Source organism: Clostridium sardiniense (assembly GCF_016907995.1).
Classification (GTDB): Bacteria; Bacillota; Clostridia; order Clostridiales; family Clostridiaceae; genus Clostridium; species Clostridium sardiniense.
This window is the reverse complement of the sequence record NZ_JAFBDA010000006.1, coordinates 152,015-177,690: the sequence shown is the minus strand read 5'-3', so window position 1 is coordinate 177,690 and position 25,676 is coordinate 152,015. Positions and strand designations below refer to the sequence as shown.

25 protein-coding genes and 1 riboswitch are annotated in these 25,676 nt (G+C 27.2%); of the genes, 1 reads left to right on the top strand and 24 read right to left on the bottom strand.

The features are described 5' to 3' along the window. Position 1: 1 nt before the first annotated feature. From JOC62_RS07370 to JOC62_RS07360, 3 genes are all read right to left on the bottom strand, one after another. Positions 2-1,093 (bottom strand): ABC transporter permease, encoded by a 1,092-nt coding sequence (locus JOC62_RS07370; protein ID WP_204594583.1) that lies wholly within the window; start codon positions 1,091-1,093, stop codon positions 2-4. Further along, positions 1,083-2,612, bottom strand: coding sequence for an ABC transporter ATP-binding protein (locus tag JOC62_RS07365; protein ID WP_204594582.1), 1,530 nt, complete (start codon positions 2,610-2,612; stop codon positions 1,083-1,085). The genes JOC62_RS07370 and JOC62_RS07365 overlap by 11 nt, the downstream gene beginning before the upstream one ends. Before the next feature lie 80 nt (positions 2,613-2,692). After that, complete coding sequence (locus JOC62_RS07360; RefSeq protein ID WP_204594581.1) at positions 2,693-3,796, bottom strand: BMP family lipoprotein; 1,104 nt, start codon at positions 3,794-3,796, stop codon at positions 2,693-2,695. A gap of 311 nt (positions 3,797-4,107) precedes the next feature. On the opposite strand from JOC62_RS07360, the gene JOC62_RS07355 reads away from it, so the two are divergent. After that, a complete protein-coding gene (locus tag JOC62_RS07355) occupies positions 4,108-5,841 on the top strand; it encodes an FUSC family protein (protein WP_204594580.1) in 1,734 nt (577 codons plus the stop codon). Positions 5,842-5,880: 39 nt separating this feature from the next. Here the strand turns inward: JOC62_RS07355 and JOC62_RS07350 are convergent, their stop codons facing one another. The 21 genes from JOC62_RS07350 to JOC62_RS07250 form a co-directional block, all read right to left on the bottom strand. Continuing rightward, positions 5,881-6,348 carry a hypothetical protein gene (locus tag JOC62_RS07350; RefSeq protein WP_204594579.1) on the bottom strand — a complete coding sequence of 156 codons (468 nt, stop codon included), beginning with the start codon at positions 6,346-6,348 and terminating at the stop codon, positions 5,881-5,883. Positions 6,349-6,675: 327 nt separating this feature from the next. Then, positions 6,676-7,254, bottom strand: a complete 579-nt coding sequence (locus JOC62_RS07345; RefSeq protein ID WP_204594578.1) for a hypothetical protein — start codon at positions 7,252-7,254, stop codon at positions 6,676-6,678. Between the two features lie 74 nt (positions 7,255-7,328). Beyond that, on the bottom strand, positions 7,329-7,808 hold the full coding sequence (locus tag JOC62_RS07340; protein ID WP_204594577.1) for a thioredoxin family protein: 480 nt from the start codon (positions 7,806-7,808) through the stop codon (positions 7,329-7,331). Positions 7,809-7,929: 121 nt separating this feature from the next. Next, a complete protein-coding gene (gene deoD / locus JOC62_RS07335) occupies positions 7,930-8,646 on the bottom strand; it encodes a purine-nucleoside phosphorylase (RefSeq protein ID WP_204594576.1) in 717 nt (238 codons plus the stop codon). Positions 8,647-8,778: 132 nt separating this feature from the next. After that, positions 8,779-10,269 carry an amino acid permease gene (locus tag JOC62_RS07330; RefSeq protein WP_204594575.1) on the bottom strand — a complete coding sequence of 497 codons (1,491 nt, stop codon included), beginning with the start codon at positions 10,267-10,269 and terminating at the stop codon, positions 8,779-8,781. Positions 10,270-10,374: 105 nt separating this feature from the next. Beyond that, positions 10,375-10,548: riboswitch (Lysine riboswitch) on the bottom strand. A 348-nt stretch (positions 10,549-10,896) separates the two neighbouring features. After that, entirely contained in the window at positions 10,897-11,550 is a 654-nt protein-coding gene (gene trmB, locus JOC62_RS07325) for a tRNA (guanosine(46)-N7)-methyltransferase TrmB (RefSeq protein WP_204594574.1), read from the bottom strand. Positions 11,551-11,627: 77 nt separating this feature from the next. Next, positions 11,628-12,413 (bottom strand): putative ABC transporter permease, encoded by a 786-nt coding sequence (locus JOC62_RS07320; RefSeq protein ID WP_204594573.1) that lies wholly within the window; start codon positions 12,411-12,413, stop codon positions 11,628-11,630. Between the two features lie 65 nt (positions 12,414-12,478). Beyond that, entirely contained in the window at positions 12,479-13,282 is an 804-nt protein-coding gene (locus tag JOC62_RS07315) for a putative ABC transporter permease (protein ID WP_204594572.1), read from the bottom strand. Between the two features lie 187 nt (positions 13,283-13,469). Beyond that, positions 13,470-14,315 (bottom strand): DegV family protein, encoded by an 846-nt coding sequence (locus JOC62_RS07310; protein WP_204594571.1) that lies wholly within the window; start codon positions 14,313-14,315, stop codon positions 13,470-13,472. A gap of 403 nt (positions 14,316-14,718) precedes the next feature. Continuing rightward, complete coding sequence (locus JOC62_RS07305) at positions 14,719-15,882, bottom strand: hypothetical protein (protein WP_204594570.1); 1,164 nt, start codon at positions 15,880-15,882, stop codon at positions 14,719-14,721. A gap of 47 nt (positions 15,883-15,929) precedes the next feature. Next, positions 15,930-17,264: a type II secretion system protein gene (locus JOC62_RS07300; protein WP_204594569.1), complete on the bottom strand. Its 1,335-nt coding sequence runs from the start codon at positions 17,262-17,264 to the stop codon at positions 15,930-15,932. 21 nt (positions 17,265-17,285) lie between these two features. Further along, positions 17,286-17,885 carry a PulJ/GspJ family protein gene (locus JOC62_RS07295; RefSeq protein ID WP_204594568.1) on the bottom strand — a complete coding sequence of 200 codons (600 nt, stop codon included), beginning with the start codon at positions 17,883-17,885 and terminating at the stop codon, positions 17,286-17,288. Beyond that, positions 17,839-18,624, bottom strand: coding sequence for a hypothetical protein (locus tag JOC62_RS07290; RefSeq protein ID WP_204594567.1), 786 nt, complete (start codon positions 18,622-18,624; stop codon positions 17,839-17,841). The genes JOC62_RS07295 and JOC62_RS07290 overlap by 47 nt, the downstream gene beginning before the upstream one ends. After that, entirely contained in the window at positions 18,608-19,294 is a 687-nt protein-coding gene (locus JOC62_RS07285; protein WP_204594566.1) for a PilN domain-containing protein, read from the bottom strand. The genes JOC62_RS07290 and JOC62_RS07285 overlap by 17 nt, the downstream gene beginning before the upstream one ends. A 1-nt stretch (position 19,295) precedes the next feature. Beyond that, on the bottom strand, positions 19,296-20,339 hold the full coding sequence (pilM, locus tag JOC62_RS07280; protein WP_204594565.1) for a pilus assembly protein PilM: 1,044 nt from the start codon (positions 20,337-20,339) through the stop codon (positions 19,296-19,298). A gap of 13 nt (positions 20,340-20,352) precedes the next feature. Then, the gene (locus JOC62_RS07275) at positions 20,353-21,102 is read right to left on the bottom strand and encodes a prepilin peptidase (RefSeq protein ID WP_204594564.1); all 750 of its coding nucleotides are present in this window, start codon (positions 21,100-21,102) and stop codon (positions 20,353-20,355) included. A gap of 39 nt (positions 21,103-21,141) precedes the next feature. Next, entirely contained in the window at positions 21,142-21,603 is a 462-nt protein-coding gene (locus tag JOC62_RS07270; protein ID WP_243425032.1) for a type IV pilin protein, read from the bottom strand. A 13-nt stretch (positions 21,604-21,616) separates the two neighbouring features. Continuing rightward, positions 21,617-22,099 carry a type II secretion system protein gene (locus JOC62_RS19325; RefSeq protein WP_204594562.1) on the bottom strand — a complete coding sequence of 161 codons (483 nt, stop codon included), beginning with the start codon at positions 22,097-22,099 and terminating at the stop codon, positions 21,617-21,619. 71 nt (positions 22,100-22,170) lie between these two features. Beyond that, entirely contained in the window at positions 22,171-22,638 is a 468-nt protein-coding gene (locus JOC62_RS19320) for a type IV pilin protein (RefSeq protein WP_279381510.1), read from the bottom strand. Between the two features lie 60 nt (positions 22,639-22,698). After that, positions 22,699-23,904 (bottom strand): type II secretion system F family protein, encoded by a 1,206-nt coding sequence (locus JOC62_RS07255; protein ID WP_204594561.1) that lies wholly within the window; start codon positions 23,902-23,904, stop codon positions 22,699-22,701. A 13-nt stretch (positions 23,905-23,917) separates the two neighbouring features. Further along, positions 23,918-25,591 carry a GspE/PulE family protein gene (locus JOC62_RS07250; protein ID WP_204594560.1) on the bottom strand — a complete coding sequence of 558 codons (1,674 nt, stop codon included), beginning with the start codon at positions 25,589-25,591 and terminating at the stop codon, positions 23,918-23,920. Between the last annotated feature and the right edge of the window lie 85 nt (positions 25,592-25,676).

Sequence of the window (25,676 nt, the reverse complement as noted above, 5' to 3'; positions counted from 1 at the left end):
ATTACTTCACCTTCCTTTCATTAACTCTATCATCTATTGGAAGTATGAGTTCTTTTTGCTTTTTCTTAAGTTTCATTTTGTTAATTAATCTTTCTATCATAACACTAGTTGCTGCAAAATAAATTATTGTTGCCATAATAGTATTTGCTATCTCTGGTGGAATTTCTGTCATAGCACTCATAAATCCACTTCCTGTGTATAATACTCCAAAGAAAAGTGCCGCAAATAAAACTCCTATTGGAGAATTTGCGCCAAGTAATGAAACTGCTATTCCATCAAATCCTTGGGTTGGAAGTACTCCTATTTGAATTATATTTGTATTTCCAGCATATTCAATCGCACCTGCAAGACCTGCAAGTCCACCTGATATCATCATTGAAAGAACTATGTTCTTATTTACTGGTATTCCAGCATATTCTGCACCATGTCTATTAAATCCAACCGCTTTAAGCTCATATCCTAAAGTTGTTTTATTTAATATAAATCCAATGACAATAATCGCTAATACAGCTAAAATTATCCCTAAGTTTATATATGAGCCTTTAAACAACTTTGAAAGCCATTCTAATCTAAATAGTGCTGTATCTGGTAATGGTCTTGATTCTGTTGCATATTGTCCTTGAAAATATTTTGGTACCGCATAATAAACAAACCAAAATACTGTCCAGTTCATCATAATTGTTGATACAACTTCATGAACATTAAACTTAGCTTTCAATATACCTGGAATTGTTGCAACTGCTGCACCTCCAAGTATACCAGCAGCTACCATTAATGCTAAAAGTAATGGTCTTGGTACATCAACTGTTAATCCTACAGCTGTAGCACAAAATCCACCAAATAACATTTGTCCAGCTGCTCCAATATTAAAAAGCCCTGTTCTAAAAGCAAAAGCTACAGATAAACCAGTAAGTATTAAAGGAGTAGCTGTTGCTATAGTATTACCAATTCTCTCCACGCTTTTAAGTCCACCCTGGAATAAATATGCAAATCCTTCTATAGGATTACTGTTTATCGTAAACATAAGTAATGCACCTGTTAAAAGACCTAAAATGATTGCTAATATAGATACTATTCCTCTATTAGTTTTCATTTTTCTTACCTCCTTTAACTCCAGCCATCATTAATCCAATTTCATTTTCATCTGTTTTTTTAGCATCTACAATTCCAATAAGTTCTCCACCATTTACAACTGCAATTCTATCAGATAAATTTAAGACTTCATCAAGTTCTAATGAAACCAGAAGTACTGCTTTTCCATTATCTCTTTGTTCTACTAATCTTTTATGAATATATTCAATTGAACCAACGTCAAGACCTCTAGTTGGTTGAACTGCTATTAATAAATCAGGATTTAATTCTACTTCACGGCCAATAATAGCTTTTTGTTGATTACCTCCTGATAATGTTCTCGCTTTTGATATTGCACCTTCTCCAGACCTTACATCAAATTCTCTTAATATTTTTTCTGCATATTTTCTTATAGCAGATTTATTAAGTATTCCTTTTTTTGAGAAAGGTTTTTTATTATAGACTTCTATTATCATATTTTCTTCTAAAGTATAATCCAATATAAGACCTCTCTTATGTCTATCTTCTGGTATATGTGCTATTCCTTTTTCAATTCTTTTTCTAGTCTTTTCGTTTGTTATATTTTCATCTTTATATATAACACTTCCACTTTCTACTTTTCTAAGTCCTGTAATTGCTTCTACTAACTCTGCTTGTCCATTTCCTTCCACTCCAGCAACTCCAAGGATTTCTCCTCCTCTTATAGATAATGAAAAATCTTTAAGACCTAATACTTTTTTATTATTTTTAACTGAAATATTCTCTACTCTTAATACTTCATCTTTTAACTTTGACTTTTTCTTTTCTACTTTAAAAGAAACATCTCTTCCAACCATCATTTTAGCCATTTGGGCTTCTGTTGTATCTTTAGTTTTAACTGTACCTATATATTTACCTTTTCTTATTACTGTACATCTATCTGACACTTCTTTAATTTCTTTAAGTTTATGAGTTATTAGGATAATTGATTTTCCTTCTTTAGTTAATCCTTTTATTATCTTAATTAACTCTTCTATTTCTTGAGGTGTTAAAACTGCTGTTGGTTCATCTAATATTAATATGTCTGCTTTTTTATAAAGCATCTTTAATATCTCAACTCTTTGTTGCATACCAACAGAAATATCCTCTATTTTTGCATATGGATCAACATTTAATCCATAACTTTTTGAAAGTTCTTCTATTTTCTTAGCTGCAGTTTTTATATCTACAACTAGCCCTTTCTTAGGCTCACAACCTAAAATTATATTTTCTGTTACTGTAAAATTCTCAACCAATTTAAAATGTTGATGAACCATACCTATTCCTAAATCATTTGCTTTATTTGGATTTGTAATCTTAACTTCTTTTCCATTTATCTTAATAGTTCCTCTATCAGGCTGGTACATCCCAAAAAGCATTCCCATAAGTGTTGACTTACCAGCACCATTTTCTCCTAGTAGTGCATGTACTTCACCTTTTCTTAATTGAAGAGTTACATTGTCGTTTGCAACAATACCTGGAAATTCTTTTCGAATATTAAGCATTTCTACTGCATATTCCATTTATATCCTCCCCCACATGTTGTTTATACTAAAAAGGGGCGATTTCACGCCCCAAACCTTTTATATACTTAAAGTTTAATTTATTTAATTAAATTTCCTTGTTCAATTGATACTTTTATATCACCTGATTTAATTTTTGCAAATGCGTCATTTGCTGCTTTAACTGCTTCATCACTTAAATTAGGATTTTCTGCTGGAAGACCTATACCATCATTTTTAGCATCATACATTAAAGTTTTTCCGCCTTGGAATTTACCATCTATTTCATCTTTAATCATTTCAAAAGTAGATTTTTTTATGTTCTTAGTTGCTGAAGTTAAGATAATTGACTTCTCTTTACCATCTTTATCTTTGTATAATCCCTCTGCATATTGGTCAACGTCAACACCTACAACCCAAGCTTCTTCACCCTTTTGAGCTCTGGCTTTTGCTTCTGTAATAGCCCCAGCTCCAGTACCGCCTGCTGCTGTAAAGATTACATTTACGCCTCTATCATACATCTTGGCTGCTATTTGTTGTCCACCTGCTGTATTGTTGAATGTTCCTTCATATATAACATCTTCTTTATTTATAGTAATCTTAGTTCCTAATTTTTCGTTAGCGTATTTAACACCTTGTTGGAATCCCCAGTTAAACTTTTGAACTGCTGGTATTTCCATTCCACCTATAAATCCAAACTTAGCTTCTTTCATTTGAACTGCTGATGCAACTCCTGCTAAGAATCCTGATTCATGTTCAGCAAAGAATATTGCTACAGTATTTGGCTTAACTACTGCTTTAAAATCTCCATTATGTGGATTTCCATCAAGTATTACAAATTTAGCATCTTCATATTTATCTTGAGCCTCAAATATAGCTGTTTCAAACTTATATCCTGGTGTAACTATAAATTTATTTCCAGCTTCATATTGGTCACCTATTGACTTTAAGTAATCTGCTGGCTTTTCACCTGCTGGTTGTAAGTATTTCTTTGATACTCCAAGTTCCTTTTCAGCTTCAATTATACCTTCCCAAGTTCCTTGGTTAAATGACTTATCATCAATTGTCCCTGAGTCTGTTACCATACCTACCTTTAAATCTGATTTTTTAGCTGATGAATCACCCTTGTCTTCACCGCCTCCACATGCTACTAATCCTGTTGCCATAACTAATGTTAGTGCTAATGCAATAAATTTTCTTTTCATTATTAACCCCTCCTAAATCGCCCTCTTGTATTCAAAAAATTACAAGTTACCACACAATTATACAACAGGTGTCATAGCATCTCAATACTTTCTGTTACATTTATTAAAAATAGATAAATTTTTTATAAACATATATTCATTTTATTTTTTTAAAAATAATATGTGTTTCTATAATTTCTCACTATTCATCTTACTTTGTTATCATTTTAATCTTGCATATGACGTTTTAATAAATATGATTTTATAAACAATTAATAATAATTTTATTAATACAAATAATATAGATTAACAGTAGGGAGTGAGAATTTTTTATGATAAAATCTTTTTTAGCTAAAATAAATTTAAATACAAAGACAATGCTTAAATATGGAACAATTGCTAATTTAACAGTTTTGTTAATAATAATTTTATTAGGTCAAGATAATGTTATGTTAGCATTCCCAATAACATTGACAGCTATTGCATTATCTTTTGAAAATTTAAATATAAAACCAATATACAAAATTATAAGATTACTATTTATTGATTTCCTATTAGTAACACTATCATTCATATCTTCTTTATATCCTTATATTGGTATAATAATAAACTTTATAACCATATTTTTTATATCCTATTTTTTAACGGTTAGATATAACCCTAAAATATATAAACCTTTTATTATGCTCTATGTTTTTACATCATTTTCTACTCCAATCTTATCTTCATATATAAATAGATTGTTAGTTATATTTCTTGGTATTTTTATTGTTGTAATATTTATCCTCATTTCTTCTCTCTTTAGTAAAAAAGAGTTTATAAAAGATACTCTCTGCCATCCACTATCACTATTTAGTGAACAACTTAGCTCATTAAGTAATGGATTCTTTAATGAGAAAATTTATTCAAATATATCAAAAGAACTAAGAAGATTTTGTTATAAAATATATACAACACGATATAAAAATAGTTTAACTACGAACTTAGGAAAAATAAATTTTGATATATATATTATCTTAGGAAAAATAAATATTTATTTAAAAGAATTCGCTTTAAGTAATAACTATAATAATCACATTTCTTTAGAACTTAGGGTATTTTTTGGAGAACTTAAAATATTAATAGATTCTATACTTAAAAGAATTGAAACAGATGACTCTTCTAAAAATATAATAAAAGATATAGATATATTTATATCTATATATTCTGATATATCATACTATAATTATTTAACATCTATTTTTAAAGAACTTCAAAACTCTATAAAAGAGCTATATAACTTAAATAAAAAAGATATTAATAAGAAATATATTACTTGGAAAAGATCTGATATTGATAGGATTAAAAACTATTTTATAAATAATTTTTATTTTGGGTCAATTAGACTTAATTTTGCCCTTAGAATTTCTATAACCCTTTCTTTAACTATATTTCTAGGTAATATTTACTCTATATACAAGTTTATTTGGGTTGCAATTACAATAATGTCTGTAATGCAGCCCTATTATGAAGATACAATAAGTAAAGGAAAAGAAAGATTGAAGGGAAATTTTATAGGAATATTTCTTCTAATAATTGTATTAACTATTTCAGATAATAAGTATTTAACTATTATAATATTAATTATTTCTCTTTATTTAGCATATGGATTTAAAGAATATTATAAGCTTTCAACTTTTACAGCTATGGCATCCATATCTGTAGCCTCCTTAAATACTTCACTTAACGTTATAGCCATACATAGAATTATATTTATATTATTAGGTGTTATTATAGTTATAATTGCGAATAAATTTTTATTTCCTTATAAACTTAAAACAGGAATATATCATCTAATTACAAAGCTATTAAAATATAATTATTTTCTGATAGATGCTTGTATTAATGATAAGCAAATAAGAATACGAGATTTAATAATATTATCTACTCTTTCTTCTGATAAATTATATATGAGAAACTTAGAATTTAAAGATAACCGTGTAAATTTAATAATTGAAGAAACAAATAAAACATTTATAAATATCGGATATAATGAACTTATTTTGAAAAAGGAGCATCAAAATTGATGCTCCCTTCAGGTGTATATAATAATGTAAAACTAAAGATTAGATGACATCTTCTGTTTCTATCTTATTACCTTTTTTATCTAATTCTCTAATCCATTTTTGTGCAATTCTTTCTTCATGTTTTTTGAAGTGTTCATACTTTTTAACTTCTTTTAATGAATGTTTTAACTTTTTATCAAGCTCCTTAGTTTCTAAATCACAATCTTGGAACTCTGCATATATTTCTCTTAAAGCTTTCATTTCAGCTCTCTTATCTTTAATCCCCTTTAGATTGTCTAAAACTCTCTTTAATTCTTTCTTCTTGCTTGTAAGCTTAGAATCTTTTCCCTCTTCTGCTATTGCAAGTAATACTTCTAATCTCTTTTTAAGATGTTTTGCTGTTATATCTTGAAATGTATCCTCTATCCCAAAACTTCTTAAAAAGTCTTTAAATTCTTTAATATTTTCATCATCTTCTCCTGATAAAATCTTTTCAATTTCTAATTCACTAACTTCTTCTACTACCATTTTGTATTCCTCCTAATAAGTATTAAGATAAATACTAATGATTCAATCTAGATCCTATCCTCTAGCCTCAACCTTTAGTGTCTATCTACCTTCTATATTCTTAATTTTACTCTTTTAAGAATACAAAAATGTGATTTTAATCACATTTGAGATTAATGATATATTAAGTGTGTAACAATACAAGGTATTTTTACTATAAATAATTAACTATTTAAATGTAATGTATACTTTAAAGACTATATCTAAAAAACTTATCCATATTTCTCTATTATTTTATACAAAAAGAACCATTTTAACTATCTATAGTTAAAATGGTTCTTTTTCCTGCTATCTTCTATGCTTCCTATGAGATTTTTCATTACTATACTCATTATCATTTGATGAATTATTCATATTTTGCATAAACATCTCCATAATCCTCTTCATGTCTTCTTGATTTATATTATTAGGATTAATATTGTTTAAATTCATATTATTTGGGTTCATGTTATTTGGATTCATGTTATTATTATTCATATTATTTGAATTCCTACTATTTGAATTTCTATGATTTGATCTATGATTTCCATTGTTTTGATTCATATTTCTATTCATATTATTCATAGTATTCACAGTATTCTGATTACCCATACCGTTCATATTTCCCATCATATTCATCATCATATTCATTAATGGATTTTGTCCTTGCATATTTGATCCTTGCATATTATTCATTTGAGGTGGCATGTTATTTCCCATACCGCCCATCGGATTTCCCATACCTCCCATTGGATTCATTCCACCAAGTAGCATATTCATAAGTCCTCCCATTGGATTTCCCATGCCTCCCATTGGATTTCCCATACCTCCCATTGGGTTTCCCATGCCTCCAAATAGCATGTTTAGTAATGGATTCATACCATTCATATATATTATCCTTTATATATTAATTCTCTCTATAATATATTTGGGTTTAATTGTTTTTGCTACATTTCTTTTGGTTACTTTAATATTAATTGAATAAGTGATTTTTGAATTTCTTCTGAATACTTTCCGCTTCTAAATTCTCTAACTACATCTTCTTTTTCTTCATTTGCCAATCTATCTTTCACACATTTTGGAAATTCTATATACTTATCTATTATATTAAATTCATCATCAACTTTTAATATAGTTGGTATTCTACTCTCTCCTAAATTATTTTCTAAAAATTCTTTATAATTCTCAGTCTTAAAGAATTTAATATTTATGTTTTTATTTAATTCTTTAAGTCCTAATAATATAGGTATTGCAGTTGCTGCATCTCCACATCTAGTTTCTGAAAATACTGCAACTTTAACTTCTTTATCTATTTTCTTTAGTTTATCTAACCCATAATCACAAATTTTAGAAACTCCCGCTTGTTTTTTAATCATCTCCATTTGATCTGAAGTTGCCTCTTCTAAAAATTTATTATAATCCACTCCGTCATTAAAGTTCATATAAACACCACCCTGTAATTTATTATTAATAAGAATATCACTCACAATATTAAGTTTCAACAATTTTTATTTTTATATACAAAAAAACTTGTATCAAAATTGATACAAGCTTTATAAAATACTATGCTAATTCTAATGCAACTTTCATCATATTAGTAAATGCAAGTTGTCTTTCTTCTGCTGTTGTTACTTCACCAGTAAATGGACAATCTGATATTGTCAATATACATAAAGCGTTTACACCAGCTCTAGCAGCATTCATATAAAGTCCTGCTGATTCCATTTCTACAGCAAGTACTCCCATCTTTTGCCATTTCTTTAATCCATCTAATCCTTCTTCTCCGTAGAATACATCACTTGATAGTATATTTCCTACTTTAACATTTACATTTAAGTCTTTAGCTGAATTAACTGCCTTTTCTAATAATTCATAACTTGCAATCGGTGCAAATGTTCCTGGTAAATTAAATTGACTTGCAAAGTTTGAATCTGTACATGATCCCATTCCTATTACAACATCATGTAATTTTAAATCTTCTTGAATAGCTCCTGCTGAACCTATTCTTATAAGATTCTTAACTCCATAAAAATGTATTAATTCATAAGTATATATTCCTATTGATGGAATTCCCATTCCAGTTCCTTGCACTGATATTCTCTTTCCTTTGTAAGTTCCTGTATATCCATACATTCCTCTTACAGTATTATATTGAACAGGGTTCTCTAAGAAAGTTTCTGCTATATATTTAGCTCTTAATGGATCCCCTGGTAGAAGCACTGTTTCTGCTATATCTCCTAATTTAGCGTTATTATGTGGTGTTGGTACTAATTGTGTCATAAAACAATTCCTCCTTTGATTTTCTGTTGTTATTATAGCACATTTATAATAATTTGAAAACCTTTTCTGATATTTCATAATGAATCTCTCACTAAATTTTAGTGAGAGATTCATTTATTTATATAAAATATATTAATTTTCTTCTAAGATATTTTGAGTCACATTTTCTTCGCAAACTTCTTTAGTTACATCTCTTTTCAGCGTATCTACCTCTAAATCTACATCCTGTAACTTAACTATTTTTGATTTATGTTTTATCTTATAACAAGCCCATAAAATTATAAATAGCGGTATTCCTATATAAGATGAAATTATACCCATCCAGTCTATCCCTTCTGGCTTAATATAAGAAAAGCCTTGACCTACAATAACTACAGCACAAAGTAATAGTGCTATTATAGGACCTATAGGAAACATTTTAGCTTTGTATGGTAAATTACTTAAATCTTTACCTTGATATATATAAGCTTTTCTAAATCTATAGTGACAAGCTGCTATTCCAAGCCAAGCTATAAATCCTGCAAGTCCTGATGCTGCCACAAGCCAAACATAGACTGTACTTTCTGCATAAAGTCCTGTAAGAAAACAAGCTGATGCAATAATTGTAGTTAATATTATAGCATTTGTAGGTACACCTCTTTTATTTAATTTTGCAAATATCTTTGGTGCCATTCCGCTCTTTGCCATAGCATATAACATTCTACTTGATGCATACATTCCTGAGTTACCTGCTGATAAAACTGATGTTAATATAACTGCATTCATAAGAGATGCTGCACCTGCAATACCTGCTTTTTCAAATACCATAGTAAATGGACTTGTGCTAACTCCAGCTTGTGCTGATGGTATTATTAATCCAATAACAAGTATTGTTCCTATATAAAATATAAGTATTCTCCAAAAAATTGTATGTACTGCTTTTGGAATTGTCTTTTCTGGGTTTTCTGACTCTCCAGCAGCAATACCAATAAGTTCTGTACCTTGGAATGAGAATCCTGCAATTAAGAATATTGAAAAGATTGATTTAAAACCTCCAACAAAAGGTCCCCCATTTGCATATATATTCTTAAATCCAACTGTATCCCCATTCATAATACCAAATATCATAAGTACTCCAACAACTATAAATACAATAACCGTAACAACTTTAATTCCTGCAAACCAAAACTCGGACTCTCCATAGGCCTTTGAAGATAAAAGGTTTAACCCAACTATTAGTACTAAGAAAATACTACTCCAGATTATACCTGGAACATTTGGAAACCAATATTTCATAACAAGAGATCCCGCAACCATCTCTGTTGCAATTGTTATCGCCCAGTTATACCAATAATTCCATCCAAGGGCAAATCCTAATGCTGGATCAATAAATTTAGAGGCATATGCACCAAAAGAACCTGATATTGGCATATACGTTGCCATTTCTCCAAGGCTAGTAATTAAGAAGTATACCATTATTCCAATTATTCCATATGCGACTATAGATCCTCCAATCCCTGCTACATGAATACTATCTCCCATAGCAAGAAATATTCCTGTACCTATAGATCCACCAAGTGCAATCATATTTAAATGCCTTGCCTTAAGACTTCTTTTTAACTCGCTATTCTCTGTTTCACTCATTTAAATTCCTCCTTAGTTTATAGCGAAAATAAAACCCTGAGGAAAATATCACTCAGGGTAATAAGTCAATCGTATTAATATACGTATATAAACTAATTAGGACCTTTGAATGATAGCTCTCCACAAAATATTTGTGACAATCTAGTACATATTATGTATTAGACCAGCAATACAACCTTAAAGCATCAGTTGAATACTTCGGCAAATTTACCTTTCCTATTAATTCATTGTGCTTACCTCATTAATAGTACTATTTAAATTTGCACCTCTACCTCAATTATTATTCATTTTATTTTCTTTTTTAATTATGTTCTAATTTTTTTTAAAACTCAATACTATTATTGTCCTATTTTCACTTTGTTTACATTATAAATTTATGTCATACTATTATTTTTTTTAATTATAAATGAATGATCCTCTCTATTTTACTTACTTTAAAATATATTTATAGATTATATTTTATATGGATACTATTTAATTCAGCTTTGTTCATTCATTATTCATATGTGCCTACAATAAATGTTATTTGTCCCTCTATTTTCCTAAAACCCTCTTTTATTTTTAAGCTCATCGCTATAATATTTAGTAATTATATAAAAAAACTACCTTAATTAAGGTAGTTTTTTCTTATCTTGTAGCTATTAAAAACTTAGTTTTTATTCCTTGTGCAGTAAACATTTCTTCATGCTCTGTTTTAACATTTCCTTCAAAACCACTATTATGAAGATCATATGTTATATATTTTATATTTAATCCACTCTCTTTAAAATACTCTAACGATTCTTCAAATAACTCATCATCATCTGTTTTAAACCATATCTCACCGTTACTTGTAAGGAATTTTTTATAATTTTCTAATTGTCTAGTATGAGTAAGCCTTCTCTTCTTATGTCTCTCCTTTGGCCATGGATTGCAAAAATTAATATATATTCTTTCTATACTATCCTCTTCTCCAAGTATTTCATCAATTAATAAAATTTCCTGTGCCATAAGTTTAACATTATCTAAACTTTCTCCTAGCTCTTCAAAGGCTTTTTCTATGTTTCTTTTTGCTAATACTAAAACTTCATCTTTTATATCTATAGCTATATAATTAATATTCTTATTGTGTGATGCATGCACTGCCATAAATGTACCTTTTCCGCATCCAAGTTCTAAATAAATAGGTTGTTCTTTTTTATAAGAATTATTCCATTTTCCTTTTAATTCTTTTGGATCTACTATGAAAAAGTCACATGCTTCTAACTCTGGTCTTGCCCAAGGCTTTCTTCTCATTCTCATCTTTATGTTCACTCCATTTTTATAATTATCATTCCTATTATACATATTTTAAATATTATTAACAATAGAAATTAAAGTTACTTATTATCTATAAGATTTTTAAGTTCTTTAAAGTGAGTATGTTCTTTATTGTACTTTGCATGTGGGAAAGCTTTTAAAACTCTTTTATTTTGTTTTGCTTCATTTTTAAGTGAATCTAATTTTATCATAACCTTATTTAACATATCTATATTTTGTCCATTATTTTTTCTAGTAGCAATTTCCATCTTAATCTTTTCAAATTCAGCTTCTGTAAATTGCTTAAATTCTATATTTAGCTCCTTTAAGTCACCCTTAATATTTTTAAGTCTATCCAAATGCTCCTTTAAGTGAATTAAGTGTGCTACCGTAAATGTTAAATCTATAATAAATATTATAATTATAATAGTTGACACTGGATATATTATACTTGATGGTATACTGCTTACAGAATCTCTAAGCATAGGTTCTAGGATTTCTACTATAAAAAGAGCTAATAAGCCAAAGAATATAGAATTTTTTAGGCAAACCCTACCATTTATATTAAATTTATAAGTAGAATAATCCCACCACTTCATATGAAATAATTTTTCAAGAACATAAGAGGTTATATATTCTAATACAGATGCTAATATCATTCCTCCCAAAAATACTTTAATTGGATTATTACCTATTCCATGAAGAAATTTAATTACTATAACTCCTCCAAATCCATATATAGGACAAACTGGACCATATAAAAAGCCTCTATATGTAAATTTCTTATCTATTATAAAACAATAAATTGTTTCAGCAACCCACCCTAAAAAACTATAGATTGTAAAATATATTACAATTTCTCTCAAAATAAAAACACCTCCATTATATATAATTATATACCTATGAAGATGATTTATGTTTAATGATTCTGTTAATTTTGTTTTCTATTCCAATAGTCAGCTATACTATCTTTTAATTTTTTAAACTGTTCCCCATATATGTTGGATCTCATATCTGGGAATGCTCTCATTAATCTATTTTGTATACTTGATTTAAGTTGCATTTTCTTAAAATTATTATAAGTATCTTCAAATTTAAATTTGAAATTCTTAATATCTTCTGTCATCTTAAGCTTATTGAAAACTTTATTAAATTCAATATCATTAAATTTATCCATTGAAATCCCTAAACTTTTTAATTCCACATTAATTTGTGTAATTTTTCTAAGCATCTCATTCATATCAACTAATGAAGTAACTGTAGCAATTATATCTACAATAAATATAATAATTATAATTGCAGCAGATATAAATACATATTTATCTGGTATTAATGAAACTTTCTCTATAACAAATGGATTAAGAATTTTAATTAAAAATAATGATAAAAATCCGAATATAACTGAATTTAATACACAAATACGACCCTTATAATTTAATTTATAGTTTGAATAATCCCACCATTTCAGGTCAAATGCATTTTCTAATATAACAGCAGTAATATATTCTATTGCTGTAGTTATAATTACTGCCATTACAAAAAGCAATAACATATTTCCTTTAAATCTATCTAATAACCATATTACTAACATTGCACCAAATCCATACACTGGGCACACAGGACCATTTAAAAATCCCCTATTTACCCATACCTTATCTATAGCTGCGCAATATATACATTCACATATCCACCCTAAGACACTATAAACTGTGAAATATAAAATTAAATACGCCATACCTCTATCTCCTAATCTCCTTTTTTGTTTTATTGTTAATTATGTTAAATTTTCTTTAATTTGAACTCTCTTTATAATACACTTTTTAGTACTCAAATTCAAATAATGAAGCAAAAATAAAGGAAAATTTAAGAAATCTAAAGAAAGTATAAAAAAATTAAAAGGAGTATATTATATACTCCTTTTTCTATCTTTCTTCAAATATAGCCATACCAAGTGCTCCTGGGCCCGTATGAATTCCCATCGCAGCACCAATTTCTTCTAATGATATTTCCGTTATATTTGGCATATCTTTTACTGAATCATAAAAGGTCTTTGCTTCATCATCAGCATCACCTGATAATATCCACACTCTACATTTACCTTTAGCTAGATATTCATCTAATATTTCTTTCATCTTTGAAATAGCTTTTTTTCTACCTCTAGCTTTCATGTAATTATATAGCTCGCCCTCATCATTTGATGATACTATTGGTTTTAAATGTAACATTTCACCAATAGTTCCAGCTACTTTTCCTATTCTGCCACCTTTTTTTAAATACTCTAAAGTTGCAAAAGTTATATATCCGTGAGTACGCTTTCTTATATCTTCAAGCGACTTTAATATTTCTTCTAAAGGTTTGTCCTCTTTTATGAGTTTTGCAGTCTCTATAGCAATTACTCCTTGAGGATACCCTAATGTTCTTGTATCAAAAAAGTGAAAGTTCAATTCGTGATGAGCTTCACATATTAATCTTATACTATTATATGTTCCTGATAACTTACTTGAAACAGTTATTACTATAGCATCAGTATAACCCTCATTTTTAAGTCTCTCTATTAAATCTTCAGTATACTTTAAATCTGGAAGTGATGTAGTTGGCACTTCTTCCTCTAAATTTGCATACATTTCCTTGGGAGTGATTGTAATTTTATCTAGAAATTCTTTATCCTTGTATATTATTCTCATTGGTAATAATTCAATATTATATTCTTTTAATGTAGCTAAACTTAAATCACAGCTACTATCAGCTATTAACGCAATTTTCTTCAAAAATCATTCCTCCTCTTTTGTTATTTAAAATAATATCACAATATTCACACTTTAACAATAATTTAAGTGTATTTTTGTTGTTTTTTGTCTTATATTGATACATATTGGATATTTTCCAGTTCAAAATTAAAAATTTATTTTAAATAAACACTATAAAATCTATTTTAATCAAAAAAACCTTTCACACCTTATATCTTCTTATTTCCAGCTATATTTTTATTTTATAAAATAACTACTCTACTGATAAAATATTGCCATTACTTCCAATAAATTAATACTATCATACATATATATCTTCAATAAAAATTATATTTGAACAAACTATTAACTAGGCTTACAATAAACGTTTACTTAATCTAAAATAAAAAATATTATAAAAATAGACTTAACTGATTAGTTAAGTCTATTTTGTAAACTTTTCTAGTATATTTTTTATAGAACTTTGTGAATATGTAAATTGTTCATAAGCCTTAATGTTTGAGTAATTATCTATAGTAATTCTATTTCCAGCAATTAAACTTATTCTATTATTTATTTCTGCATTATTTAACTGTATTGAATCAGTAGAATATATAAAAAATTGATTTTCTCCTGAACCCTCTAATAGAGAAATATATAGATTTCCCTGTAATGTTAATTTACCATTGCATAAAATTACATAATTATCATAACTTGAATCAATTGCTATTACTGCTGCCGAGTAATTTTTCAATGTATCATCATTTAATTCACTTAATCTTGCAAATTCATACCCATTATTATTTATTAAAATAACATTATTTTTTGATACCCAGCTTTCTGCTTCTAACCACTTAATTTCTTGTCCTAAGTCATACATATTTGCATCTCTTTGTCCAAATTTTAAATTTAATCCATCTACTCTCTTCATACCATTATTGATATTTTTAGTATTATAAACATAAGAATCATTAATTTTATCATCCGGTAAAAATTCATCTAATTGCTTGTCTGCATTAACAGTATTACTTTTAAGGACTCCTTTTATATTAAAAGTTGAATCTTCTAATATAACAAACGAATTATCACTAACATTGAAATTATTTGTATTTAATAAAGTAAGTCCTGAACTATTATTTAAAAATAGCTGTATCCTTTCCTCTTTTGTTAAATTATTTTCCAATTTTATTATTACTTTACTTTGCTTTATACAGTTATTATTATCTTTATGCGCTGTTGCACTTATAGTATAACTTTTATCTCCATTATTTTTTAATGTAATATTATAATTATAAAAATTCAGTTTATTTTCTTCATCAATATTATTTCTTTCATTAAAATTACTATCACTAATTTTCTTTTGTATATATTCATTTGGAATATCTTTACTACTTCCTGAGCTAATATTTTTATAATTTTTATCATTTATTAAATAATATTCTCCGATATTAAGTGCTGACATTGCTGCTGTTTCAATAGCTTCTTTCTTCATTTCTCCATTGTTTGTTTTACTTGTATTTACTATATACGAATAAACTGCTAATCCTGTTATAAGTAACGCTGTTAAGGTTAATAAAACTACTACTAGGGCTGATCCTCTTTTTTTCATAGTTTTCACTCTTTCCTATTCTAAGCTTTATTTTATTAATATGATGTCTATTCAAAAAACTTTGAAATATAAAATTTAGTTGTATCTGTTTTACTATATTCCCCATTTATACTTAATGGGCCATAAATATAAATACTTCCTCCAGAAACTAAACTACTATTTCTACACTTAACTGAACTTAAATTTATATTTTTGTTTGTATATATTAACATATTATTTACTGTACAATTATCTAAGTTTATCGATAAATTAGTTAATAAGATATGACTATTATTTCCATCTCTTATTATAGCCAAAACATATTGACTTAGTCCTCCATTTATTTCTTCAAAATTATTAAATAAATTAAATTGACCATTATTTTTAACTAAAATTATATTATAATTTCCCATTCTTTTAATACAGTTCTTTATATAATTATCATAAATAGTATAATTATAATCTGTTTTAAGTTTCAGACTTAATTCTATAGAATTCATATTTCCATTATTCAAATTTTTAATATTATTTGTGGCTACAGTTCCCCAAAACTGACTATTATTTTGAACTATACTTTCAAAATTTCTATCATCCTCCTCACTTCCCTTAGCTTCTCCATTGACGTAATAGGAAGAGTCCGTAAAATGAAGTGAAGAATTTAAAACAATATTATTACTATTTAAAAGAGTCATTCCTCCTATGCTATTATAAAAATCATCCAATGGTTTTGATGAATAAGGATCTCCCCTCTGATTATTATCATCTTCTACAGTGACCACCCTATCATCAGTCTTGTTTACTGAAAAATCATAATCTCGTATAACTTCCTTTTTAGTATATTGAATATAAAAATAATAAACATTATTATTTTCACTTATATTAAATTTTGTTACATCATCACATAATTTCTGATATGATAATATGTCTCCTGTAATATCTACCTTTCCTTGATTATTGTTATTAACATCATAATTATACTCTACATCTTTTCCATTAATTTCAATCATATAAAAAGATCTTACCTTACCATTTCCAAATGAAACCAATATTTTTTCTTTATCACCTGTACTATTTTTCGTTGCTAAATAAGCTTTTTGAACAGAATAGCCATCTTTTTTTCCTTCATTAATAAAATTGATATTGGTACCTGATTTTACATAGAAATTCCACCATTGTTTTGATTCATTATTATAAAAAAGATGAATATCCCCTCTATTTTTACTTATTGAATCTTTAGTGACTTGATAAAAATTTCTATATTTATTTTCAATATCTCCGTTAATTTTTGTACTTTCTGCTCGCTTTATTCCTGTAATATAAAGGCCTCCTATTGCAACTAAAATTACTGACATTATTGCCATAACGGCTATAAGTTCAACTAAAGTAAACCCTTTCTTCTTCATATATAACCTCCTCTCTAAAGGTTATTTATCAATATTATTTCCATCATCACTAATTGGTCTTATAATCATCTGCTGACTCATCACTTGAATACCTTTAGTATTTAAAGTTATATCATCCCCACTTGGTACTCTTTGTCCATTCTCATAATAATAATATTGTGATTTATTTAATGGTATTATTGATAAAGTTACATTATATAATCCTTCTGTTTGCGATTTAGTATTTATATATACGATATATTTTATAGGGTTATTTTTATCGCTATCTGATATATAGCTATCTCCTTTTAACATTTCACTTCCATTTTGTATATCATCAATAAGCATTCTTTGTATAGAATATACATTGTTTAATTCAAACCTAACATCTTTACCATTTAAATAGTTTTTAAAAAATGTATTATCTTTGTTATATAATGTATCCCTTACACCTTGTATAATACTTGTTGATTTTATTGAATTATTAGTTGAATTTTCACTTTTCATAGCACTCATTATAAGACTACTAACACTAATAAAAAGAACTGTAAATATTGCAAGTGCTGCAACAATTTCTATTAAACTTATTCCTTTCTTATTGGAAATAATTTTGTTTACCGTATGTTCCTTTATTAAAATCATACTTCTCATTCTCCTTATAATTTAAATTGTAATACTCTATATTAATTGTTGCTTGAAGTATGTTTTTTATATTTCCATTTTCATCCAAACTCGTCTTCTCTATTTTTAAATTATTTATATTTATTTTTCTTTTTGTCTTTTCTATTCTCTTTATAAAATCAACTAAGTTCTCAAAGCTACCAGTTACTTTAAAAATTGCACTATGAACTAATACATCATCCTTTTTCAATTTAGATTTATCAGTCTTGTTACTTGTTTCATTAGAACTTGTACCATCTATTTCATTACTATTATTTTCTATATTGCTATTTAAATTTCTATCATTATCATCTACTTTTAATATTCTATCTTCATTTCCAAAACTAATATCTGTTAATTTTATATTAGTTTCATTTGAAATTGTTGTTAATTCATTGAGTATTTCTGCCTGTTTCTCAGTTCTTGGTAACTCAGATAAAATTTTATTATAATCGTATGTAATATCATTTAATTTTATTTTTAATTCATCTTGCTTATTTATTCCATAGAGCGCGTCTACTTTATTTTCATTAAGAGCAACTTCTTCTTCTTTTAAATTATTTTGTTTATTATTTAAAGGCCTTATTACTAATTCCTGTATTATAAGAAAAGTAAATATTAATACGCTTGTAAATAAAAGTAACTTTTCTTTTCTCTTCAATCCCTTTAAATGTTTTATAAATTTATTACTTTCTTTACCTTTTTTACTTTTTCTCATCATTCTTTACTCCTTCTACTGAAATAGTAAATTTAACCTTAGTAATCACTTTTGGTTTTTCATCCATTGATTGGTTGCTTTTATCTTTATTATTATCATTAGAATTATTAGCTGTATTTTTATTATCACTAATATCTTTACTCTTTACATTATCATTTATCTTCAAGCTTTCCATATAATTATTTAATGTAATACTAATATCATTCATAGAAACAAGTCTTGCATTCTTATACATTTTGCTCATTTGTAAATTTGCTAAAAATACAGTTACTTCTTCTTCTTTATTTGCTATACCAGTCATATCAATTCCATTAGTAGTAAAACTTATATTTTCTAAAGATACATTTCTTGGGAAATATTTTTTTAATGTATTTATATATTCCCATGCAGAAATATCTCTATCTATTGTCTTAATTTTATTTATAAATTTCTCTTTATTTTTTATATCATCAGATATGTTGTTGTAATCACTGCCTGCTTCTTTATAATTACCTATCTCCAACTTTATAGCTGCATTACTCTTCTCTAAAGCTTTATTATCATAATATATAACTCCTGCATTTATAAATAGTATAATAGTTATTAATAAGTAAATACCTATCAATAGCTTTCCTATATCTTTTTTATTACCTTTTTCTATTGCTTTTGGATTAAGATTTAATTGCTTTCTCATATTAATATCTCCTTAAAAATAAACCATAAAGAGGCAAGAATCTTCCAAACTCTTTATTTGTATTTTTAACTTGAAGTCCTAACTCTTCTATGTTTCTTACTAATTTACTTTTTATTGAAAAGTAATCTTCTATATATTCTGCAGCTACTTTGTTAAGCTCTAGGCTATGTAATATTACAAGTCTATTTACGTTATTTTCATTTTTACCTGAATCATAAAACTTAATAGTCTTATATACTATAGATAATAAATTATCTATAGAGTCTTTTATTTTAGGACATTCTTCAAAAGTTTCTAATAAATCAAAGTTTTTTATGTATAATTTATTTGAATTGCTATAGCTACTTTTCTCTCCACTAGACTTATAATCTGAAGAACCTTTTTTATATTCTCTTATAATATTTTGAAATCCAAAAGGTATATTTCTTTCAAGTCTCATGATACCATCGTTTATTATAGAAACAATACTAAAACTATATCCTAAATAAAATAATGCTATAGTTTTATTTTTGTATTCTAAATCACTGTTAAGCAAAACTTTATTTATAGTATTGGTTAATACATCTATTACTTTCAACCTTTTACCTAAAGATTTACTTAATTCTACATATCCATCTATTTTACTTTTTATACATGCAGCAACTAATACATCTAGCTTTGGATTACGTGTCCCTTTTTCTTTTCCTACAATTTCATAATCTACATAGTAATCTTCACCATTTTGAACTAATTCTTTCACTTCAAATTCTATAGTTTCTCTTAAATTCTCACTATTCATATATGGTAATTGAATATGTCTTGTTATAACATCACTTCCAAATATAACAAAAGATACTTCATCTTCATCTATATCATGTTCTAAAAAATATTTTAATAATAACTCTGATAATCTTGCTTCATCTTTTATAGTTCCTTCTACACATATACCTTCTTCTATAGGAATAGAATCATATAATTTAATTTCATTTTTATTTCCTACCACTATATCTACAAACTCATCTTTAAAAGCCAAAACTATACTATTTTTCTTGCCTAATTTAAACATTTTATTCCTCCCATCATAATGTAGATAAATATATATTTAGTATATTAATACCCCATAATACCGAAATAAGTGCTCCTATTGAAATAAACGGAACAAAAGGTATTGCCATTTTTCTTTTTCCCATTAATAAAAGTACTATAGCAAAAATACCTCCTGTAACTATTGAGAAAAATATTGTAAGTCCCATTAATGTTGGATTTAAATATAAGGCTATAAATAAATAAACTTCTAAATCTCCTCCTCCAAATCCATCAAATCTCTTTGATAGTAAATATATAATTCCTACTATAATAAGTGGTATAAGTATACTTATTACCCCTTCAATTATTGGTTTCCCATTTACTATTTCAATTATAGAAAATATAATTCCAAGTAAAAATCCAACTAATGATACATTAAAATAGACTTCTTTAGTTTTAATATCTATAACCGTTGCTATTATAAGTATTGAAAATAGAACTATATACTTAAATGTATTTATAGAAATACCAAATTTAATATACATTCCTAAAAATGTGAATGCTGTAATTAATTCCACTAAAGGATATATAAAACTAATTCTTTCCTTACAACCCTTGCACTTCCCCCCTAAAGCTATATAGCTTATTACAGGAATAAGTTCATATGCTTTAAGCTCTCTACCACACCTTGCACAATGTGATGGTGGAAACGCTATGTTTTCTTCTCTTGGTATTCTATAAATGCATACATTAAAAAAACTTCCAAATACTAATCCAAATATAAAAAATATTAATCCTATCATTTGAATTCCTTTCTAATAAAATTTATTGAATGATTTATTTTATTTAAATCCATCAAAGTTTCCTTTTTTATCTAATTTTATATTATTAGAGCTAGAATTTATTATCCTTTCTAACCATTCAATAGTTGCAGCTTTACCTACTAAGCTTGTTATATCTTTCTCTTTACTTGTCAAAAGATTATTTTCTTCTAATACTTTTATTACGCCTTTTTTATCTTTCGAATTACTATAATTAAAAAGTGCCATATCTTTAAAAAGTGGAGTATCTTTATTATAGTCAAATCCAGCTGGTGGATATATATTATACTTTGTTGGAACTAATAACCCATTGTTATAAGCAGCTTCTGCTGCATTATATATAACTTTTGCTTCTGCTTTAACTGTTATCACCTTTGATTTTTCTACATATGATATTACTCTTGGTACTGCTATTACAGCTAATATTGCAAGTATTGCTATTGTGGCTATTAGTTCTATTAATGTAAAACCTTTCTTTTTCATAAATCGCCTCATCTTATTTTATAGGATTTCCATACCAATTGTTTAATGTTCCATCTTTATTTAAGACAATATCATTTGGATTAGCATCAATTACTTGTTTCAATGAACCTATATAATATGCAGCTCCAAGCATTCTATTATCTTTTTCAGCATTTACTTTACTTATTAAATCATGCTTTTGAAGAATATCAAGAACAGGTTCTGAACCATTTTTACAATAATCCTTTTCGAATACTATCATATATTCAAACTTCGGAGTTTGCTTTTGAGTACTACCATTATTATAATCCCAGATATTATTACTTGTAGGAATTAATATCCCCTCATTATAAGCTCGTTCTGCTGCATCATATATAACCTTAGCTTCTGTCTGTATTGCAACTTTTTTTGATCTATCTACATATGATATTACCCTTGGAACTGCTATTACTGCTAATATTGCAAGTATTGCTATTACTGCTATTAATTCTATTAGCGTAAAACCTTTCTTTTTCATAGACTCCTCTCCCATTTACATAATTCATTAAAAGGCTGCCATAGGACAGCCTTTTAATATTTTTAAGTAATTTATTTTGCTGGTGTTGAATCTGGTTGGTATTTACCTGATTCCCCATTAAAGTTACCAGTCAAAACATTTCCATTAAGTGTAAATTTACTAGCATCTGCATTAATTAAAGCTTTTAAATTTCCTAATGTCTTTGCTGGTCCAAGGTTAGTAGTATTTATACCACTTAATAAATTATTTCCTTCAAGACTTGCAACTGCATTATCAACAGTAATTGAGTCGAAGTTATCTTTATTAACTAATGCTGCATCATTACCAGTTCCATTCTTTAATGTTCCATCATTATATGAAGCTTCAGCAGCATTGTATATTGTTGATGCCTGTGTTTGTATAGCAACTTTCTTTGATTTCTCTACATATGATATTACTCTTGGAACTGCTATCACTGCTAATACTGCAAGTATTGCTATTACTGCTATTAGTTCTATTAGCGTAAAACCTTTCTTTTTCTTCTTAACAAGTTTATTCATAACTTATTCCTCCTTAAATGTCATTATATTTTATATAAAACCTTATTAGGCTTATAAACTTTATTGAATAGCATCATACATTGAAAACATTGGTAATAATAATGATATTACAACGAATCCAACTAATACTGCTAAAATTACAATCATTATCGGCTCAACTAAACTTGATAATTTCTCTAATGCAAAATTTGCTTCTGAATCATAAAATTCTGAAGCTTTTACTAATATTTCATCAACTGTTCCTGATTCTTCTCCAACCTTTATAGATTGAATAAGCATCTTTGGGAACACATTTCCACTTTCTAAACTTTCAGAAATGCTTGCCCCATCATTTATTAAATTTTTACTTTCAATCAGCTTTGTACTTAGATACGAATTTCCTATAACATCTGCACTTATTTCCATACACCTTACTGCGCTTATTCCTCCTGCAAATAATATAGAGAAAGTCCTTGCAAATCTTGCTGTATATATTTGCATTGTCATATTTTTTATAAGCTTAAACTTTACTATAAATTTATCTATAAAAAGTCTATATACTATGCTTTTATCTAATACAGTTCTTTTTATTAGAACCAGTCCAACTACCACCAATATAATATATATCCATTTTGATTTCATAAACTCACTTATATTAATAATTATTTGAGTTGGTAGTGGTAATTTTTGATTTGCAGATATCAAATTTTGAACAAATACAGGTACTACAAAAGTAACTAACCCACAAACTACTAATATAGAAAATATAAATAAAAATTTAGGATATATCATAGCATTTTTTATTTTCTTTTCCTGCTTATATTGATTATCATAATAGTCAGCAAGGCTTCCCATTACATCGTCTATTTTCCCAGTCTCTTCTCCAACTTCAATCATATATATAAAAAGATCCGGTAAATCCTTGTATTTTTTAAAAGCCTCTGAAAGCAAATTTCCTTTCTCAATATCACTAAAAACATTATTTAATATATTCTTTAGTTTCTTATTTTCAACTTGATTTTTCACTATCTCTATACTTTTAAATACTGTTATTCCTGATGATAATGAAAGATACATTTGCCTGCAAAATATAGAAATATCTTTTTTAGGTATTTTCATTAACATACTAAGATCTATGTTAAGTGATTTCCCTTCAGTATCATATTTAGCTAAAAAAAAGCCTTTTTGCTTTAATACTTTTCTAAGCTCATCTAAATTTTCTACGTCAAGTTTTCCTTTTAACATTTTACCTTCAAGGTTTTTTGCTTCATATTTATATAAAGGCATATTTTCTACTCCTTTATCCTTCTATTAAAGTTATTCTCATCAATTCGTTCATACTGCTTGTACCTTTTTTTACAACCTCTACTCCACTTTCAAATAAAGTCTTCATTCCATTTTTCTTTGCTTCATCACTTATTTCATAGAAGTTTGCACTTTTTGCTATTAATTCTCTTATATTTTGTTTTACTTCCATAATCTCAAATATTCCTGTTCTCCCTTTATATCCAGTCCCTGAACATTTAAGACATCCAACAGGTCTATATAGCTTAACATTCTCTTCTTTACTAATACCTAAAATTTCTTTTTCGTAATTATTTGCTAAGTATTCTTCTTTACAATTATTGCAAAGTTTTCTCATTAACCTTTGAGCAACTACTCCCGTTAAAGATGCTGCAATTAAATATGAAGGTATCCCCATATCCATAAGTCTTACTATAGCTGCTGGTGCATCATTCGTGTGTAATGTACTTAAAACTTTATGACCTGTTATAGCTGATCTTATTGCCATAGTCGCTGTCTCTTCATCTCTTATTTCACCAACCATTATTATATCTGGATCCTGTCTTAAAATTGCTCTAAGACCTGAATTAAATGTAAGTCCAGCTTTACTATTTACATTTACTTGTACTATTCCGTCCATGGTATATTCAACAGGATCCTCTAATGTAATAACATTATTTTCTTCATTCTTCATATCTCTAAGTATTGAATATAGTGTTGATGTTTTACCACTACCTGTTGGTCCTGTAACTAAAAACATTCCATATGATTTATTAGTTATATCGTTTATAATTTCTATTTCTTCACTTGTAAATCCTAAATTTTCCTTTGAGAATTCAAAAGAATTTTTATCTAATATTCTAATAACTAAGTTTTCCCCATTTACAGATGGTAATATTGATACTCTTAAGTCTATTTCTCTCTTATCAATCTTAATTACTATTTTCCCATCTTGTGGTGCTCTTCTTTCAGCAATATCCATCCCACTTAATAACTTTATCCTCGTAACCATAGAATTTAATGGCTCTTTTGGCGCTTCAAATTGTTTTCTAAGCTTGCCATCTATTCTATATCTTATTATTATTTTATTTTGCTGTGGTTCTATATGTATATCACTTGCATGATTTTTTATTGCATTTTCTATAATTCTATCTATAAGTCTAACTGATGGAGAATCATTTTTATTATCCACTATAAGGTTTTCATTTATTTTTTCATCTATTTCTTCATTTAATTTAGCTTCAGTCTTTGTTATGTAATCTTTTGAATAATATTTTGCAATGGCATCTACGATTTCCTCTTCCATTGCTATTCCAATATCTATTTTATACCCAGATGATAATGCTACGTCTTCTTCTGCAAAAACATTAAGTGGATCTGACATAGCTACAATAAGCCTTCCATTCCTAAACTTTATTGGTATTAGATTATACTTTTTAGCTAGTCCTTCTGATATTGTTGATACTGCATTCATATCCACATCTATAAGATCTAAATTTATTCTAGGTATTCCAAGTTGAAGCTCTAATATATTTAATAATCCTTCTTCTGTTATGTATCCTAAATCCACAAAAATTCTACCAAGTCTTTTTCCTGTAGTTTTCTGTATTTTTATTGCCTCATTAACTTGCTCTTCTGTTATATATCCAAGTTCAACTAAAAGATCACCTAATCTTTTTTTCTTATTCATATAATCACCTTAAATTCCATAAATTCAACATTATTATACAATATTTATAATGTATTATTACTACTTTCTCCCTATGTATATTTAA

Excerpts from the sequence above, each read along its gene's own strand:
- JOC62_RS07370 (WP_204594583.1), bottom strand. The coding sequence starts at position 1,093 with ATGAAAACTAATAGAGGAATAGTATCTATATTAGCAATCATTTTAGGT.
- JOC62_RS07365 (WP_204594582.1), bottom strand. The coding sequence starts at position 2,612 with ATGGAATATGCAGTAGAAATGCTTAATATTCGAAAAGAATTTCCAGGT.
- JOC62_RS07360 (WP_204594581.1), bottom strand. The coding sequence starts at position 3,796 with ATGAAAAGAAAATTTATTGCATTAGCACTAACATTAGTTATGGCAACA.
- JOC62_RS07355 (WP_204594580.1), top strand. The coding sequence starts at position 4,108 with ATGATAAAATCTTTTTTAGCTAAAATAAATTTAAATACAAAGACAATG.
- JOC62_RS07350 (WP_204594579.1), bottom strand. The coding sequence starts at position 6,348 with ATGGTAGTAGAAGAAGTTAGTGAATTAGAAATTGAAAAGATTTTATCA.
- JOC62_RS07345 (WP_204594578.1), bottom strand. The coding sequence starts at position 7,254 with ATGAATGGTATGAATCCATTACTAAACATGCTATTTGGAGGCATGGGA.
- JOC62_RS07340 (WP_204594577.1), bottom strand. The coding sequence starts at position 7,808 with ATGAACTTTAATGACGGAGTGGATTATAATAAATTTTTAGAAGAGGCA.
- deoD (WP_204594576.1), bottom strand. The coding sequence starts at position 8,646 with ATGACACAATTAGTACCAACACCACATAATAACGCTAAATTAGGAGAT.
- JOC62_RS07330 (WP_204594575.1), bottom strand. The coding sequence starts at position 10,269 with ATGAGTGAAACAGAGAATAGCGAGTTAAAAAGAAGTCTTAAGGCAAGG.
- trmB (WP_204594574.1), bottom strand. The coding sequence starts at position 11,550 with ATGAGAATGAGAAGAAAGCCTTGGGCAAGACCAGAGTTAGAAGCATGT.
- JOC62_RS07315 (WP_204594572.1), bottom strand. The coding sequence starts at position 13,282 with ATGGCGTATTTAATTTTATATTTCACAGTTTATAGTGTCTTAGGGTGG.
- JOC62_RS07305 (WP_204594570.1), bottom strand. The coding sequence starts at position 15,882 with ATGAAAAAAAGAGGATCAGCCCTAGTAGTAGTTTTATTAACCTTAACA.
- JOC62_RS07300 (WP_204594569.1), bottom strand. The coding sequence starts at position 17,264 with ATGAAGAAGAAAGGGTTTACTTTAGTTGAACTTATAGCCGTTATGGCA.
- JOC62_RS07295 (WP_204594568.1), bottom strand. The coding sequence starts at position 17,885 with ATGATTTTAATAAAGGAACATACGGTAAACAAAATTATTTCCAATAAG.
- JOC62_RS07290 (WP_204594567.1), bottom strand. The coding sequence starts at position 18,624 with ATGATGAGAAAAAGTAAAAAAGGTAAAGAAAGTAATAAATTTATAAAA.
- JOC62_RS07285 (WP_204594566.1), bottom strand. The coding sequence starts at position 19,294 with ATGAGAAAGCAATTAAATCTTAATCCAAAAGCAATAGAAAAAGGTAAT.
- pilM (WP_204594565.1), bottom strand. The coding sequence starts at position 20,339 with ATGTTTAAATTAGGCAAGAAAAATAGTATAGTTTTGGCTTTTAAAGAT.
- JOC62_RS07275 (WP_204594564.1), bottom strand. The coding sequence starts at position 21,102 with ATGATAGGATTAATATTTTTTATATTTGGATTAGTATTTGGAAGTTTT.
- JOC62_RS07270 (WP_243425032.1), bottom strand. The coding sequence starts at position 21,603 with ATGAAAAAGAAAGGTTTTACATTAATAGAACTAATAGCCACAATAGCA.
- JOC62_RS19325 (WP_204594562.1), bottom strand. The coding sequence starts at position 22,099 with ATGAAAAAGAAAGGTTTTACGCTAATAGAATTAATAGCAGTAATAGCA.
- JOC62_RS19320 (WP_279381510.1), bottom strand. The coding sequence starts at position 22,638 with ATGAATAAACTTGTTAAGAAGAAAAAGAAAGGTTTTACGCTAATAGAA.
- JOC62_RS07255 (WP_204594561.1), bottom strand. The coding sequence starts at position 23,904 with ATGCCTTTATATAAATATGAAGCAAAAAACCTTGAAGGTAAAATGTTA.
- JOC62_RS07250 (WP_204594560.1), bottom strand. The coding sequence starts at position 25,591 with ATGAATAAGAAAAAAAGATTAGGTGATCTTTTAGTTGAACTTGGATAT.